The sequence below is a fragment of the Endozoicomonas euniceicola genome, from assembly GCF_025562755.1.
GTDB lineage: Bacteria > Pseudomonadota > Gammaproteobacteria > Pseudomonadales > Endozoicomonadaceae > Endozoicomonas_A > Endozoicomonas_A euniceicola.
This window is the reverse complement of the sequence record NZ_CP103300.1, coordinates 3,230,619-3,243,847: the sequence shown is the minus strand read 5'-3', so window position 1 is coordinate 3,243,847 and position 13,229 is coordinate 3,230,619. Positions and strand designations below refer to the sequence as shown.

Annotated in this window: 15 protein-coding genes; 12 read left to right on the top strand and 3 right to left on the bottom strand. The window is 49.9% G+C overall.

Translation table 11 applies throughout. The features are described 5' to 3' along the window. Positions 1-19: 19 nt before the first annotated feature. The 5 genes from cyaY to NX720_RS12890 all read left to right on the top strand — a co-directional run bounded on the left by cyaY (position 20) and on the right by NX720_RS12890 (position 1,790). Positions 20-337 (top strand): iron donor protein CyaY, encoded by a 318-nt coding sequence (gene cyaY / locus NX720_RS12905; protein ID WP_262601503.1) that lies wholly within the window; start codon positions 20-22, stop codon positions 335-337. Between the two features lie 61 nt (positions 338-398). Then, positions 399-650: a BrnT family toxin gene (locus tag NX720_RS27135; RefSeq protein ID WP_404831071.1), complete on the top strand. Its 252-nt coding sequence runs from the start codon at positions 399-401 to the stop codon at positions 648-650. Continuing rightward, entirely contained in the window at positions 640-861 is a 222-nt protein-coding gene (brnA, locus tag NX720_RS12900) for a type II toxin-antitoxin system BrnA family antitoxin (protein ID WP_262601502.1), read from the top strand. Before NX720_RS27135 ends, brnA begins: the two co-directional genes overlap by 11 nt. A 263-nt stretch (positions 862-1,124) precedes the next feature. Next, positions 1,125-1,409 (top strand): hypothetical protein, encoded by a 285-nt coding sequence (locus tag NX720_RS12895; protein ID WP_262601501.1) that lies wholly within the window; start codon positions 1,125-1,127, stop codon positions 1,407-1,409. Between the two features lie 63 nt (positions 1,410-1,472). Then, positions 1,473-1,790 (top strand): hypothetical protein, encoded by a 318-nt coding sequence (locus NX720_RS12890; RefSeq protein ID WP_262601500.1) that lies wholly within the window; start codon positions 1,473-1,475, stop codon positions 1,788-1,790. A gap of 90 nt (positions 1,791-1,880) precedes the next feature. Here the strand turns inward: NX720_RS12890 and NX720_RS12885 are convergent, their stop codons facing one another. After that, positions 1,881-2,990: a porin gene (locus NX720_RS12885; protein ID WP_262601499.1), complete on the bottom strand. Its 1,110-nt coding sequence runs from the start codon at positions 2,988-2,990 to the stop codon at positions 1,881-1,883. Between the two features lie 491 nt (positions 2,991-3,481). After that, positions 3,482-4,177, bottom strand: a complete 696-nt coding sequence (tenA, locus tag NX720_RS12880) for a thiaminase II (protein WP_262601498.1) — start codon at positions 4,175-4,177, stop codon at positions 3,482-3,484. Between the two features lie 142 nt (positions 4,178-4,319). Here tenA and ftnA point away from each other — a divergent pair, with 142 nt between their 5' ends. Continuing rightward, positions 4,320-4,832: a non-heme ferritin gene (ftnA, locus tag NX720_RS12875; protein ID WP_262601497.1), complete on the top strand. Its 513-nt coding sequence runs from the start codon at positions 4,320-4,322 to the stop codon at positions 4,830-4,832. Positions 4,833-4,890: 58 nt separating this feature from the next. Here the strand turns inward: ftnA and elbB are convergent, their stop codons facing one another. Beyond that, the gene (gene elbB / locus NX720_RS12870; protein ID WP_262601496.1) at positions 4,891-5,559 is read right to left on the bottom strand and encodes an isoprenoid biosynthesis glyoxalase ElbB; all 669 of its coding nucleotides are present in this window, start codon (positions 5,557-5,559) and stop codon (positions 4,891-4,893) included. Positions 5,560-5,690: 131 nt separating this feature from the next. Between elbB and NX720_RS12865 the strand changes: the two genes are divergently transcribed. From NX720_RS12865 to pgi, 6 genes are all read left to right on the top strand, one after another. Beyond that, positions 5,691-6,890, top strand: a complete 1,200-nt coding sequence (locus tag NX720_RS12865; protein WP_262601495.1) for a retropepsin-like aspartic protease — start codon at positions 5,691-5,693, stop codon at positions 6,888-6,890. Between the two features lie 569 nt (positions 6,891-7,459). Next, positions 7,460-8,989: a polynucleotide adenylyltransferase PcnB gene (gene pcnB, locus NX720_RS12860; RefSeq protein WP_262601494.1), complete on the top strand. Its 1,530-nt coding sequence runs from the start codon at positions 7,460-7,462 to the stop codon at positions 8,987-8,989. Next, a complete protein-coding gene (gene folK / locus NX720_RS12855) occupies positions 8,986-9,495 on the top strand; it encodes a 2-amino-4-hydroxy-6-hydroxymethyldihydropteridine diphosphokinase (protein ID WP_262601493.1) in 510 nt (169 codons plus the stop codon). Before pcnB ends, folK begins: the two co-directional genes overlap by 4 nt. A 168-nt stretch (positions 9,496-9,663) precedes the next feature. Beyond that, complete coding sequence (panB, locus tag NX720_RS12850; protein ID WP_262601492.1) at positions 9,664-10,458, top strand: 3-methyl-2-oxobutanoate hydroxymethyltransferase; 795 nt, start codon at positions 9,664-9,666, stop codon at positions 10,456-10,458. Between the two features lie 182 nt (positions 10,459-10,640). Further along, on the top strand, positions 10,641-11,492 hold the full coding sequence (gene panC, locus NX720_RS12845; RefSeq protein ID WP_262601491.1) for a pantoate--beta-alanine ligase: 852 nt from the start codon (positions 10,641-10,643) through the stop codon (positions 11,490-11,492). A gap of 44 nt (positions 11,493-11,536) precedes the next feature. After that, the gene (gene pgi, locus NX720_RS12840) at positions 11,537-13,192 is read left to right on the top strand and encodes a glucose-6-phosphate isomerase (protein WP_262601490.1); all 1,656 of its coding nucleotides are present in this window, start codon (positions 11,537-11,539) and stop codon (positions 13,190-13,192) included. Positions 13,193-13,229 lie beyond the last annotated feature (37 nt).

Genomic DNA, 13,229 nt, shown 5'->3' with positions numbered 1-13,229 from the left:
CACCTTACTGAGTAAACCTATGAACGAAAACCAGTTTAACCGGAACCTTGATGAATTGATGATGGCTATTGAAGACGCCATTGAAGAACAGGATCTGGATATTGATTATGAAACCTCAGCCGGAATTCTGACCCTGACCTGTCCCGACAACAGCAAGGTTATCCTCAGTCGCCAGACACCTCTGCTGCAACTCTGGCTGGCGGCAAAAAGTGGTGGGTTTCATTTTGATTTTGATGAAGGTGAAGAGGTTTGGATGTGTAAAGGAGAAAGTCTGCCGGAGGTGTTGAACCGATGTCTGTCGGAGCAGGCTGGAACAAAGACAGTCATTGAGCTTTAGTTTGATATACTCATAAAATATACTATTTTTATCCTTGCAAGAACAATAATGGTATTAAATAATGGGTAATACCCAGTTTGAATACGACGAAGCCAAAAGTCTGACTACCAAGGATGAATCAATCCGGCCGTGGCAAGACAGCAAGCTCGTCTGTCTGCAATCGAAGGTGAAAACTGATGAAATTCGGCTTCTGTTCATTGGCCAGATACAGTTAAAACACTGGACTGCCATAGCAACAAGACGAGGTGAGAAAATCAGAATTATTTCAGTACGCCGATCCAGAAAAAACGAGGTAGCTCTATATGAAAGCTAAAGACATAGATAAAAAATTTGATAACGGTGAAGATGTTCTGGAGTACTTCGATACTGACAACCCCCAGCGACCAAACCTTGAGGCCAAAAGGGTTAACATCGACTTTCCCGCATGGGTTGTGGATGAGCTGGACAAAGAAGCCAGCACAATTGGCATCAGTCGACAGGCACTGATCAAAACCTGGATTGTCGACAGGATAAGGCACCACTGATCGCTGTTATGTGAAGATATTTCCCTGTCGTTTATACCCTAAGGGGCGCAGCATTCAATAACTTACCGGGCTGTTGGCTTTTGGCTATTAGCTGCTCGTACAGCCAACCGCCAACAGCCAACAGCCAACAGCCAACAGCCAACAGCCAACAGCCAACAGCGGTATATTATGTTCTGCTGCTTCCCTAAGCCCGAACAATCTCTGCTATGTTCATTGCGCCACTCAAAAAATAATCCATGACGCAAATATAAGAGGTAAAAGACATGGGCATTGAGCAACGGGTTGAAGATCTGGAAATTCAGCAGGCACGATGGGACGTGGTGATTCGGGGAACACACGACGTTGTCTGTCTTATCCTAAAAGAGCAACGGCAGCTTGAGCGCAAGCTGGTAGATCATGACGAGAGGTTCGATAAAATCGATGCAAAGTTTGAAAAAATAGACGCAAAGTTTGAAAAAATAGACGACCGCTTCGATAAACTGGAACGCCTGATTGTCTCTGCGCTGGCAAACAAAGTGGAAGGAATAGAAAAAAAGGATTTAACCTGACTTTCTGCTACTTTCATTACGCCACTCAAAAAATAATCCATGAGCAAATAAGAGGTAAAAATCATGGGCATTGAACAACGGGTTGAAGCTCTGGAAATTCAGCAGGCACGATGGGACGTAGTGATTCGTGGAACACACGACGTTGTCTGTCTTATTCTAAAAGAGCAGCGACAGTTTGAGCGTGAGCTGTGCGATATAAAGCGTAAACAGGCGGAGCATGATGAGCGGTTTGATAAAATGGATGATAGGTTCGATAAAATGGATGATAGGTTCGATAAAATGGAGAAAAAATTCGACGACCGCATCGACAAACTGGAACGCCTGATTGTCTCTTCCCTGCTGGAAAAAACCGAGGGAGCAGAGAAGAAAGATTTAACCTGACCAGACGCAAAAAAGCTCCGTAGCTTTTCACCACGGAGCTTTTCAGACACGGTCTGTAACCGCCGCTAACTCATCATTCGGTAGGAATGATTAGAAGTAGTAGCGAGCGTTAACAGAGTAGGTGTCGCCACTCTTGTCCTTGATCTTCTTGCCATCGTGACCTTTACGCTCACCATCAGCCCATTCGAAAGCGAACTGCATTGGGCCAGTCTTGTAGATGGCACCCAAGGCAAATTCCTTGAACTCAGCCTTGCTGTTAGCTTCTTTACCGGAAACCATTTGCTTGTCAGCTTCCAGCTGGTTGTAACCAGTGTACAGAGCGAAGCCGTCAACAACCTGTGGCAGGTTCACCTGAGCGAACAGTTCCAGACCGGTAGACTTTTTGTCCAGATCGCCAGCAGACTTAATGGTGCTGGTCTTGTTCTCGAATTGACCGTAGGTAGCAGCCAGTTTCAGCATTTCGTTTTCAAACTTGGTACCAACAGTTGCTGCTTTGGACTTTTTCTGACCTTTGAAGAGAGCGCTTTCTTCGTACTCGGTTTCAGCGTAAGTCGCACCCAGGGACAGACCCATTGGCAGGTCGTAGCTCAGAGATACGCCAGCACCGCTTTTACGCTTGATACGATCATCGACGGTGTTTTCAAGGTAAGCACCGTCATTGTGACCTTCCAGCTGGTACTGAACACCTACGTTCAGGCCGCCGAAGCTGTTGCGGTATTGCAGAACGTCGTCAGCACGGGCAGAACCGTCGAAGTCGCCGCCTAAACGACCGTCGTACAGACCCATGGCCTTACCACCGCCAATGGCGTAGGAATCAGTCCAGCCGTTTACGTCGAACATTACGGACCAGCTCTTACCAGCAGTGATCTTACCGTAAGTGTCGTGATCCAGACCAACAAAGCCCAGACGGTTGAAGAAGGTGTCTTCTTTGGCACCATCTTTATACTCGTCTTTAGCGCGGAAGCCCCATTCAGCAACACCGTGACCGGTCCAGCCGTTACCCAGCTTGTGGGCAAACTTGAAGTTAATACGGGAGCTGTCGTTTTTCATGCCGGCACTGCTGCCTTCAGCTTTCTCGGCCTTGACGCCAATACGACCGCCGATGCTCAGGCTGGTGGTGTCGTCGTTATAAACTTCCAGTGCCATTGCCTGACCGGCAACGAGGGATGCTACTACAGCGGCAAGCAATTTCTTCTGCATTGCTAACTCCTGACTAAATATGTGTTGTGTGGCAAATAAAGCCGCTATTTTTTGTGTAAGTACAGGATCGAAAATAAACCATCCCTGCACAGCGGCAGTGACGGCGATTATGAAGAGCATCTTACACAGTCGTCACATCAGTAAAATAAATACCCTTATCACTAAAATAAATTTCCTCTCGGTCTTCACCTAACAATGAACAAGGGCGCAACAAATAACGAGCGCCCGAAAGGGTCAATACTTAACCAGTAGCACTTCAAGCAGCAAAACACCGAACCTCGTTCTAATGTAAAATCTTCAGAACTCAGTCATTTATCTGTATTAAAAGTAATCAAAAGCAGTGTTTTTACGGGCACGGTGTAATTTTTTTTGATGACTTTGGAGGGGTTTTCAGGTCTTTTTTGCCACATTAATGTCACATAAATGTCGTATTTATGTCACAAAAAAGACACTGGCAAGGTGCTATCAAAAAGCGTTCAAATTAACAGGCATCAGAACGAACAGTTGATGCCCATATCCCAAAAACCGATTTCCAGACGTGTCGCTTCCTGAAAGGTTTTTTGCAACGACACCAGTCGTTTTTCTGTAAAGCGGGACTCAGCCAGACGTTCAATGGTTTCTATTGTTTTTACCGAACCGGCAAGATACTCGTCACCGCCATACGACTGAATCCAGTCCCAGTAAGGGTTACCTTCGCGCTTGGTGGCCGGATCATTAATAAGCCGATCACCTATTTCCGCGTACCCCACAGAACAGACGGACAGAGCCACCTGCAAGTCGAGAATATCTCCCGCCATACCACGCTCCAGCACATAACGGGTATACGCCATATTGGCACGGGCTTCCGGCACCTGAATAACGTCCTGCTCTGTCAGGCTCCATTCTTTGCAGTAGCTTAAATGCACTTTGGTTTCAGCCAGGACTCCGGCAACACTGTCTACAGCCGCGCGCATATCGTCCGGATTGTCTGACTTATACACCGCCAGTGCATAAGCCCGGGCATAGTGCAGCAAAAACAGGTAGTCCTGTTGCAGGTAGTGCTGAAAGCATTCCATCGGCAACGTACCATCGCCAACGCGCTGCACAAATTCATGGTGGCAATAGGCATGCCAGTCATCTTTGCAGGCCGACTTTAGTTTTCCAAACACGGTGTTCTGATCATAGAAAATCGACGTATCAACACTCATTGCTGCACCTTATTAATATGAGCTGTAAAAACGGACTGTAGAAAGTAGTCAGAGTCAGTGCATTTTAAAGGAGAAAGCCGTTGGGGCAACTGGATTTACGTTCTATAATCCAAAAGCCGGATCGAACCAGAAGGAGTTCATTATGCTCAGTCAAACAATGATCGATAAACTCAACGAGCAGATTAACCTGGAGTTCTACTCTTCCAACCTGTACCTGCAAATGGCTTCCTGGTGTGAAACCCAGGGCCTGGATGGCTGCTCCACATTTTTTCATCAACACGCGCGGGAAGAAATGCAGCACATGCAGAAGCTGTTCGATTATGTCAACGAAACCGGAGCCATGGCGATTCTCGGAACCATTGACGCGCCACCCCATGAATACGAGTCGGTTCGCCAGGTGTTTGAAAGCACCTACGATCACGAGTGTAAAGTGACCAGCAGCATCAACTCACTGGCTCACACGGCGTTTTCAGAACAGGACTACAGTTCGTTCAATTTCCTGCAATGGTATGTAGCTGAACAGCATGAGGAAGAAAAACTGTTCAAGTCCATTCTCGACAAGATTGATATGATTGGTCTAGAAGGTAACGGCCTGTACTTTATTGATCAGGAAGTGTCTAAAATACAGGCCTCAGCTCACGCTCAACGAGCTTGAGAAACCCTTGCCAAATAAACAGACTTGTAGGTTGGGAAGAGCGTCAGCGACTCCCAATCTACGCCAGCAGCAATACTTTCTCTACCAGCTTCTCAATGCCATCCGCCGCTTCTCCAATGCGATTAGCCAGCATATAGGCGGGGGTTGTCACCAGCTTGTGCCGTTCATCCACCACAATTTCATCTACCGCACAGTTAATGTGCTTAACACCAGTCGCTTCCATTGCCTGAGCCGTTGCCTCATCGTTGCCAACGGTGGCCAGAACTCCCTCGCTGAATATGCGCCCTGCCAGTGCCGGAGCAATACACAATAAGCCCAGCGGTTTGCCTTCATCAGCGAACGCTTTGGTGATGGCCAGTACATCCACCTGAACACGAACGTCAGCACCGCTAAAGGCAAAGTCCGACAGGTTCTTGGCAGCTCCAAACCCTCCGGGCAGTATCAACGCATCATAGTCTTCAACATGCAGCGATTGCACCGGTTTGATCTCCCCACGGGCGATACGGGCAGACTCAACCAGAACATTGCGTTCCTGATCCATCTCGTCCCCGGTGCAATGGTTGATCACATGGTGTTGTGGAATATCCGGGGCAAAACACTGGTATTCAGCGCCCTGACGATCCAGGGCGAGAAGCGTAAGCACCGATTCGTGAATTTCTGTACCATCGTATACACCGCAGCCAGACAGAATAACGGCCACTTTTTTACCTGCACCCACTTTACTCATGTCAATTTCCCTCTTCTTCAATTCAGGACGACGACAAGTCAACTATAAAAAGAACGTGACTACACTTACACTCAATGATTACAAACACCTTGCCTTAATAATGATACCCAGATAACCGGCTGGTAACACGCTTGAAAAGACTAATCATTATTCACTCTCTGGTTTTATCGATCCTGATGCTGACAACGGGCATGATTGCAGGATGGTGGCTGCATGCCGGGTTGGACGGAACAGGCCGCGCAAACAGCGACAATCATTCATTTCAGATAATCCAATGGGACAGCGACCCTTTAAATACAACGCCTTATCAGACGTTTAATCAGCCTTACAATGATCATTCCATTGATGAACACTCTCTGTTTCTGCAAGCTCTGGATGAGTACCGGATTGACGATGCACTGGTCATTTTTCAGCAGTACGAACGCAAAGGAGCCAGCGCTCTTCACCCCTTCAGAAAGGCTCTGGAAGACTGGTTAAACCATCAGGACAGTGACTTAAGTATCAATGTTCTGGAGCGCTTTACACAGCATTACTATCAGGACGAATCACTGCTGACACGACTGGCAAACCATTATGAACAACAGGATCGGCTGGATTCAGCCATTATCACGTTGCTCGAATTAAAAAGCTTCACAGATAGCAAAGAAGAGCGCTCAGCCCTTAACGAACGTATTCACACTCTCAGTCGGGCGGTTTACAGCCAGCAAATGAAACTTGATCAGCTGGAAACCTTGCTTGGCTTGTTCCAGCAATTATCTTCCCGGGAAGTCGACTATGGCTTTTACCGTTTTGCCCTGTCCCAGATTTATCTGGCCACCGGGGACAACAACAGTGCTATCCGAGAGCTGCAAGTCCTTCAGACCCACTCTGAATTTGGTCGACAGGCGGCTCAATTGCTGGCAGCGCTTACACCTCCCCCACCAATGGATGAACCGGAAGAACTGCCCGGCAATACCATTCCTCTTGCAGCCCGAAGCGGGCATTTCTTTGTTGACGTGTCGGCAGGCAATAAAGAGACCGTTAAGCTTCTGATTGATACCGGAGCCAGCCTCACCACATTGCCTTCCGACCTGCTGCAAAGGTTGCGAAGAAAAAAACTGGCGGCAAGGGTTGGGCATACACAGCTGAAAACCGCTGGCGGCTATCAGTTCGCGCCGATCTATCAATTGAAAGAACTGCACATAGGCGGCTTTATTGTCAGGGATTTGCAGGTGGCTGAACTGGATCTGCATGAACTCGGTTCAGAAGGTTTGCTGGGAATGGATGTGCTGGGGCAATTTCGCTTTCACCTGGACCAGGATCGGAACACTCTGACTCTGTATCCGAGGTAAGAGATATACCGCTGTTGGCTGTTGGCTGTTGGCTGTTGGCTGTTGGCTGTTGGCTGTTGGCTGGCACTACCTTAAGGGGAGGTCGAGAAGTAGAAAATACGTGTTACCTGAAGTACTCAAAGTATCACAAGAATCGACACAGGTAACACAATTCCACTCAGCAGACTTTGACCACAAACAGCAATTATTCTCTATTCTATTGATTTAAAAAGCTTTTATAAAAGCTGGCACGCTAAATGCCTTAATGACGACAAACAATAATAATAATAATAATAAGATCAGCCCATCTAATAACAACAACAAGGGCGTGGCGAGTTGATTGTTTTACAGGATGATCCAATTTTCAGCCAGTAAAATTATCGGCTTTCCAGTTACTCAGTGTGCTGACAACAATAATAAGAATGAGCATTGCTGAATACAGGGGAATTGACTTCCCCTGTTTTTCTTTTACCTTCCCGGTCAGCCACCTTCCCCATGCACCTGTTTCAACGAATGGCAGAATGCTATGATGTACCCATTTCACCAAACCAATAATCTGAACTTAACCAAGGCTTCATGCAAAACTCACCATGTTAAGCACCTCAATCATGGCTCTGGTGCTGGCCCTTGTTCTGGCTTTTACAGCTATGCTCTTCTGGCGCAGGCAGAAAAGGGAAAACCAACCACAGGATGTACAACCTGAAACCAGCTCACAGGAAACTCTCTCCGATACCGGCTCAACCGGTGACCTGACTATGCAGAATCGTGTTAACCGCCAGGTGATTCCAAGAGACCACCATCCCATATCACGCCGGGAAATCAGTGATAATGCTCTGAAAGTACTTCACCGCCTGACCAGTAACGGCTATGACGCCTACCTGGTCGGTGGCTGTATCCGGGATATTTATTTCGACCTGCACCCAAAAGACTTTGACGTTGCTACCAATGCAACACCGGAACAGGTTCGCCGCCTGTTTCGTAACTCGCGGGTCATTGGCCGACGCTTCAAACTGGTGCATGTGCTGTTTGGCCGTGAAATGATTGAAGTGGCCACCTTCAGAGCCAGCCATGACAACACGGCGCAAGACCAGAAGCATGGTCGGGATAAGTCCCACCATTCTGATTCTGGTCGAATCCTTCGTGATAACGTCTACGGCACGATGGAAGACGACGCCCTGCGCCGGGATTTCACGGTGAACGCCCTGTATTATGATGCCCGTGATTTTACCGTGGTGGACTTCTGCAACGGTGTGCAGGACATCGAAGATGAAGTGTTACGCCTGATTGGCGACCCGGTTACCCGCTACCATGAAGACCCGGTGCGCATGTTGCGCGCACTTCGCTTCAAGGCAAAGCTCGACTTCACTATTGAACCGGAAACCGCTGACCCCATCTTTGAACTGGGTCATTTGCTGCGGGACATCCCCTCGGCCCGCATGTTCGATGAAATTCTAAAACTACTGCAATCCGGCAACGGTGTTCGAACCTTCGAACTGTTGCAGGACTACGGTTTGCTGAAACACCTGTTTCCAGCCACACAGCACTGTCTGGAAACAAGGGGTCTGGAAGCCGGGGATGATTATTTTGAAAACCTGATTTTCAGTGCCCTGCGCAGTACCGACAAGCGTATTGCCAAAGACCGTCCGGTGACCCCCGCTTTTCTGTTCGCCGCTCTGTTATGGGGGCCATTACAACGTCAGTTCCGTGATTTACAGGAACAGGGCGTTCCTCCCGTACCCGCCATGCAGCAGGCGGCTATGATCGCACTGGACAACCAGTGCGCCCATACGGCCATTCCCAAACGTTTCACCATGACTATTCGTGACATCTGGGATATGCAATATCGTCTGGAACGCCGTCAGCCTAAACAGGTTGACGGTCTGCTGGCACACCCGAAATTCCGTGCCGCTTACGATTTTCTGGTACTTCGGGAAGAGTCCGGCGAACAGCTCAACCACGCCGGGCAGTGGTGGACAGAGATTCAGGAGAGTTCTGACCAAAGCCGTAACGAGATGATTCGTTCTCTGCGCAGTCAGCCCGGCAATGGTAGCGGCCGTAAACGTCGCCGCCGTCGCCAGCCAGGAAAGCGCGCACCACAGAACCGGAGTTCTGAATCATGACCAGGGCTTATATCGCCCTGGGCAGCAACCTTGAAAAGCCGGGGCTGCAACTGCAACGGGCAGTGGACGAAATTGACAGCGCTGTTGGCATTCAGGTAACCGGCTACTCAAAGCTTTACCAGAGCGTGCCACTTGCCGGAGAAGATGTACCGCAAGATCAACCGGATTACTGCAATGCTGTTGTAGAAATTGAAACCACACTGCAATCCATAGAGCTTCTGGATGCCATGCAGGCCATTGAAAATAACCATGGTCGTGTACGTTCAATACGCTGGGGGCCGCGCACGCTGGATCTCGATATTCTGCTGTATGGCAGTGAAACCATTGAGAGCGAACGCCTGACCGTGCCCCATTACCAGATGCATGTGCGTAACTTTGTCCTGTGCCCCCTGCACGATATTGTTCCTGAACTGTCCATGCCCGACGGCAGTGCTATTGAGACTTTGCTACAAACGACAGGCAAAGACGGACTGGAAATTATTGCAGACCAGTATCCATGGTTTTAATCGGTTAACAAACAGAGCAACGGACACAAACCGTTGCGCTGCCTGTCACTGTAGACTGACACATCGCCAGGCTTTCCGTATAATCCCCGCCTGAATTCATTACTTTGGAAATGTAGCGCCCATCGTCGGAAGCATTACCGTATTGATGGCCGCTTAAGGTCTATACAGATGGCTAAAGTTACCCTGCAAACACTGGCAGCAATGAAAAAGTCCGGTGAAAAATTTGCTTGCCTGACCGCGTACGATTCCACACTTGCAAATATCGTCAGCACTCAAGGGGTTGAAGTCATCCTGGTGGGAGATTCCCTGGGCAATGTGATCCAGGGAGAAAACTCCACCCTGCCCGTGACCGTTGATGATATGTGTTATCACACCCGTTGTGTTGCCCGGGGCAATGAAGATGCCCTGATTATGGCAGACCTGCCCTTTGCTTCTTACCACGACGAAGATCAGGCCATTATCAATTCTGCCCGCCTGATGCGTGCCGGAGCCGATATGGTCAAGCTGGAAGGTGAAGGCTGGCTCCCCCCAATTGTGGCCCGGCTGCGTGAACAGGGCATTCCTGTCTGTGCTCACCTTGGCCTGACGCCCCAGTTCGTTAACGTACTGGGCGGATACAAAGTGCAGGGTCGTGAGATGGAGCGCGCCAACGCCATGATTCAGGCAGCGATCGACCTGGAGGCAGCCGGTACGGCTCTGTTGGTGCTGGAATGCGTCCCTGTCAGCCTGGCCCGGGAAATCACGAAGGCGGTTTCGATTCCTGTCATTGGCATCGGCGCAGGATCAGACACTGACGGTCAGATTCTGGTGAGCTACGATATGCTGGACATGACTCCGGGCCGTAAGGCTCGCTTTGTCAAAAACTTCATGGAACAGGCTGGCTCTACTCAGGAAGCGATAGCGAATTACGCCAAAGAAGTAAAAAACGGCAGCTATCCGGCAGAAGAGCACTGTTTTAGCTAAGGGGCTATTGGCTGTTGGCTGTTGGCTGTTGGCTGCCAGACCAAAAGCTAACAGCTAACAGCTAACAGCTAACGGCTAACGGCTAACGGCTAACGGCTAAAAGCTAACAGCTAACTGCTAAAAGCCAACAGCGATATACATCGCTATAACCAAGACTTTGAAAGGCGTTTCAGTCAAGCATTATGAAAACCGTTCATACGATCTCTGAAGTCCAGTCTGCCGTTGCGGCATTAAAAGCAGAAGGCAAACGTGTTGGCTTTGTTCCGACCATGGGCAATCTGCATGATGGTCACCTGACCCTGGTCGCAAAGGCTAAGGAACTGTGCGATGTGGTGGTGGTCAGCATTTATGTCAACCCATTGCAGTTTGGCCCCAATGAAGATTACGACTCTTACCCCAGAACCATGGAGCAGGACAGCCAGCTGCTGACTGAGCATGGCGTGGATATTCTGTACGCCTGCCAGACTAAGGAAATCTATCCGGAAGGCAGTGAGAACCATACCCATGTCTCCGTGGACATTCTGGATGGCATGCACTGTGGCAAAACCCGACCGGCCTTCTTTACCGGCATCGCTACCGTTGTCACCAAACTGTTTAATATCGTGCGCCCTGACGTGGCAGTCTTTGGCGAAAAAGATTTCCAGCAGCTGACTATTATCCGCAAAATGGTGCGGGATATGCGCATGCCGGTGGAGGTGGTAGGTGCGCCCATTGCCCGGGAAGCGACCGGACTGGCTATGAGTTCCCGTAACGGTTACCTGACCCGGGAAGAACGTGAAGTCATTGCCCCGACCCTTCATCAATGCCTGTTGGATGCCCGCAAAGCTATTCTTGCCGGTGAGCGAGACTACGACCTGCTGCGCCGCAACGCCTTCGCCAGACTGGCAGAGACAGGGTTCAAGCCGGACTATTTCAATATCAGTAACACACGCACACTGTTGCCAGCGGGCGCTGAAGACCAGTCACTGGTTATTCTGGCAGCAGGCTACCTGGGCAAAGCCCGGTTGATCGACAACATTGCGTTTGATCTGTAGAACGACATGACTCAAGCAAATCCCTACACCCAAGAGGTTTAACAGTGAGCACTCTATCGTCCCCTCTAAGCCATCTCCCCTCATCTGACAAACTGGTTGAACTGCAAAAGCAACTGTCGGGTACGCACCTGCGCGATCTGTTTGATGCGGATCAACAGCGTTTTGACAAGTACACCATGGAAGCAGCGGGGCTGTTCCTGGACTATTCCAAGAACCTCATTAACGACGATGTTCTGACAAGCCTGACGACAATGGCAGAAGAAGCCAAATTGCCAGAAGCCATCAAGGCCATGTTCTGTGGTGAAAAAATCAACAACACGGAAAGGCGCGCTGTACTGCACACCGCCCTGCGCAACTTTGGCACCGACCCGGTCATGGTCGACGGCAAAGACGTGATGCCACTGATCCGTGACACCCACAAGCGCATGAAGGAAATTACTCAGCAGGTACACGACGGCGAGTGGAAAGGTCACACCGGCAAGTCCGTCAAACACATCGTCAACATCGGTATCGGTGGCTCCTACCTGGGTCTGAAAACCGCCATCAATGCCCTGACCCCTTACCACGTTAAAGGCCTGGAGCATCACTACGTTGCCAACATCGACCCGAATGAAATCTCTGAAGTACTGCGCAGGATTGACCCGGAAACTACCCTGTTTATCGTAGCGTCCAAGTCCTTCGGTACTCTGGAAACCCTGCAGAACGCCCGGGCTGCACGCCAGTTCATGCTGGAACAGGGTTGTGCTGAAGCAGACATCCGCAAGCATTTCGTGGCGATTTCCACCAACCTGAAAGCCATCGACGAGTTTGGTATTGCCCAGGAAAACACTCTGCCGCTGTGGGACTGGGTAGGCGGTCGCTACTCCCTGTGGTCTACCATCGGCCTGATGATCAGTCTGGTAGTTGGCTTCGATAACTTTGAGCGCCTGCTCAAAGGTGCCGGAGAAATGGACAACCATTTCAAAACCGCACCGCTGAACAAAAACATGCCGGTTCTGATGGGTATGCTGGGCATCTGGTACCAGAACTACTTTGGCGCTGAATCCCACGCCGTGATCTCTTACGACTACTTCCTGCGAGATTTCCCGGGCCACCTGCAACAGATGGATATGGAATCCAACGGCAAGCGCACTACTCTGGATGGCAAAACCGTTGATTACCAGACAGGTGCCGTTATCTGGGGTGGCACCGGCACCAACGACCAGCACGCTTACCACCAGCTGCTGCATCAGGGTACACGACTGATCCCTGTTGATTTCGTAGCGCCAGCCACTTCCCACAACCCGCTGGGTGAGCAGCACCCATGGCTGTTTGCCAACGCCGTAGCCCAGAGCCAGGCGATGATGCAGGGCAAGACGCTGGAAGAAATCCGTGACGAAATGCTGGCAGCTGGCGTAGCGGCTGAAGACGTTGAACGTCTGGCGCCGCACAAGGTCATTCCGGGCAACCGTCCAAACAACATGATTGTGCCTGAGAAGATCACTCCGGAAGTCGCCGGTGCGCTGATCGCCCTGTACGAACAGAAAGTTTTTGTTCAGGGTGTTCTGTGGCAGGTGAACTCCTTCGACCAGTGGGGCGTGGAACTGGGCAAGGTGCTGGGTAACCGTGTTTATGACCGTATCACCGAGAGAGGTGCAACAACGGATCAGGACAGCTCTACCAACGGCCTGGTGAATCGCTTTAAGCAGTTTAACGCCTGATAACATAAAAACGGAGCCAGCTGGCTCCGTTTTTATT

Bases quoted from the DNA above. Each gene is read 5' to 3' on its own strand.
- panB (WP_262601492.1), top strand. From the start codon at position 9,664: ATGGCTAAAGTTACCCTGCAAACACTGGCAGCAATGAAAAAGTCCGGT.
- panC (WP_262601491.1), top strand. From the start codon at position 10,641: ATGAAAACCGTTCATACGATCTCTGAAGTCCAGTCTGCCGTTGCGGCA.
- NX720_RS12885 (WP_262601499.1), bottom strand. From the start codon at position 2,990: ATGCAGAAGAAATTGCTTGCCGCTGTAGTAGCATCCCTCGTTGCCGGT.
- cyaY (WP_262601503.1), top strand. From the start codon at position 20: ATGAACGAAAACCAGTTTAACCGGAACCTTGATGAATTGATGATGGCT.
- tenA (WP_262601498.1), bottom strand. From the start codon at position 4,177: ATGAGTGTTGATACGTCGATTTTCTATGATCAGAACACCGTGTTTGGA.
- elbB (WP_262601496.1), bottom strand. From the start codon at position 5,559: ATGAGTAAAGTGGGTGCAGGTAAAAAAGTGGCCGTTATTCTGTCTGGC.
- ftnA (WP_262601497.1), top strand. From the start codon at position 4,320: ATGCTCAGTCAAACAATGATCGATAAACTCAACGAGCAGATTAACCTG.
- folK (WP_262601493.1), top strand. From the start codon at position 8,986: ATGACCAGGGCTTATATCGCCCTGGGCAGCAACCTTGAAAAGCCGGGG.
- pcnB (WP_262601494.1), top strand. From the start codon at position 7,460: ATGTTAAGCACCTCAATCATGGCTCTGGTGCTGGCCCTTGTTCTGGCT.
- brnA (WP_262601502.1), top strand. From the start codon at position 640: ATGAAAGCTAAAGACATAGATAAAAAATTTGATAACGGTGAAGATGTT.
- NX720_RS27135 (WP_404831071.1), top strand. From the start codon at position 399: ATGGGTAATACCCAGTTTGAATACGACGAAGCCAAAAGTCTGACTACC.
- NX720_RS12890 (WP_262601500.1), top strand. From the start codon at position 1,473: ATGGGCATTGAACAACGGGTTGAAGCTCTGGAAATTCAGCAGGCACGA.
- NX720_RS12895 (WP_262601501.1), top strand. From the start codon at position 1,125: ATGGGCATTGAGCAACGGGTTGAAGATCTGGAAATTCAGCAGGCACGA.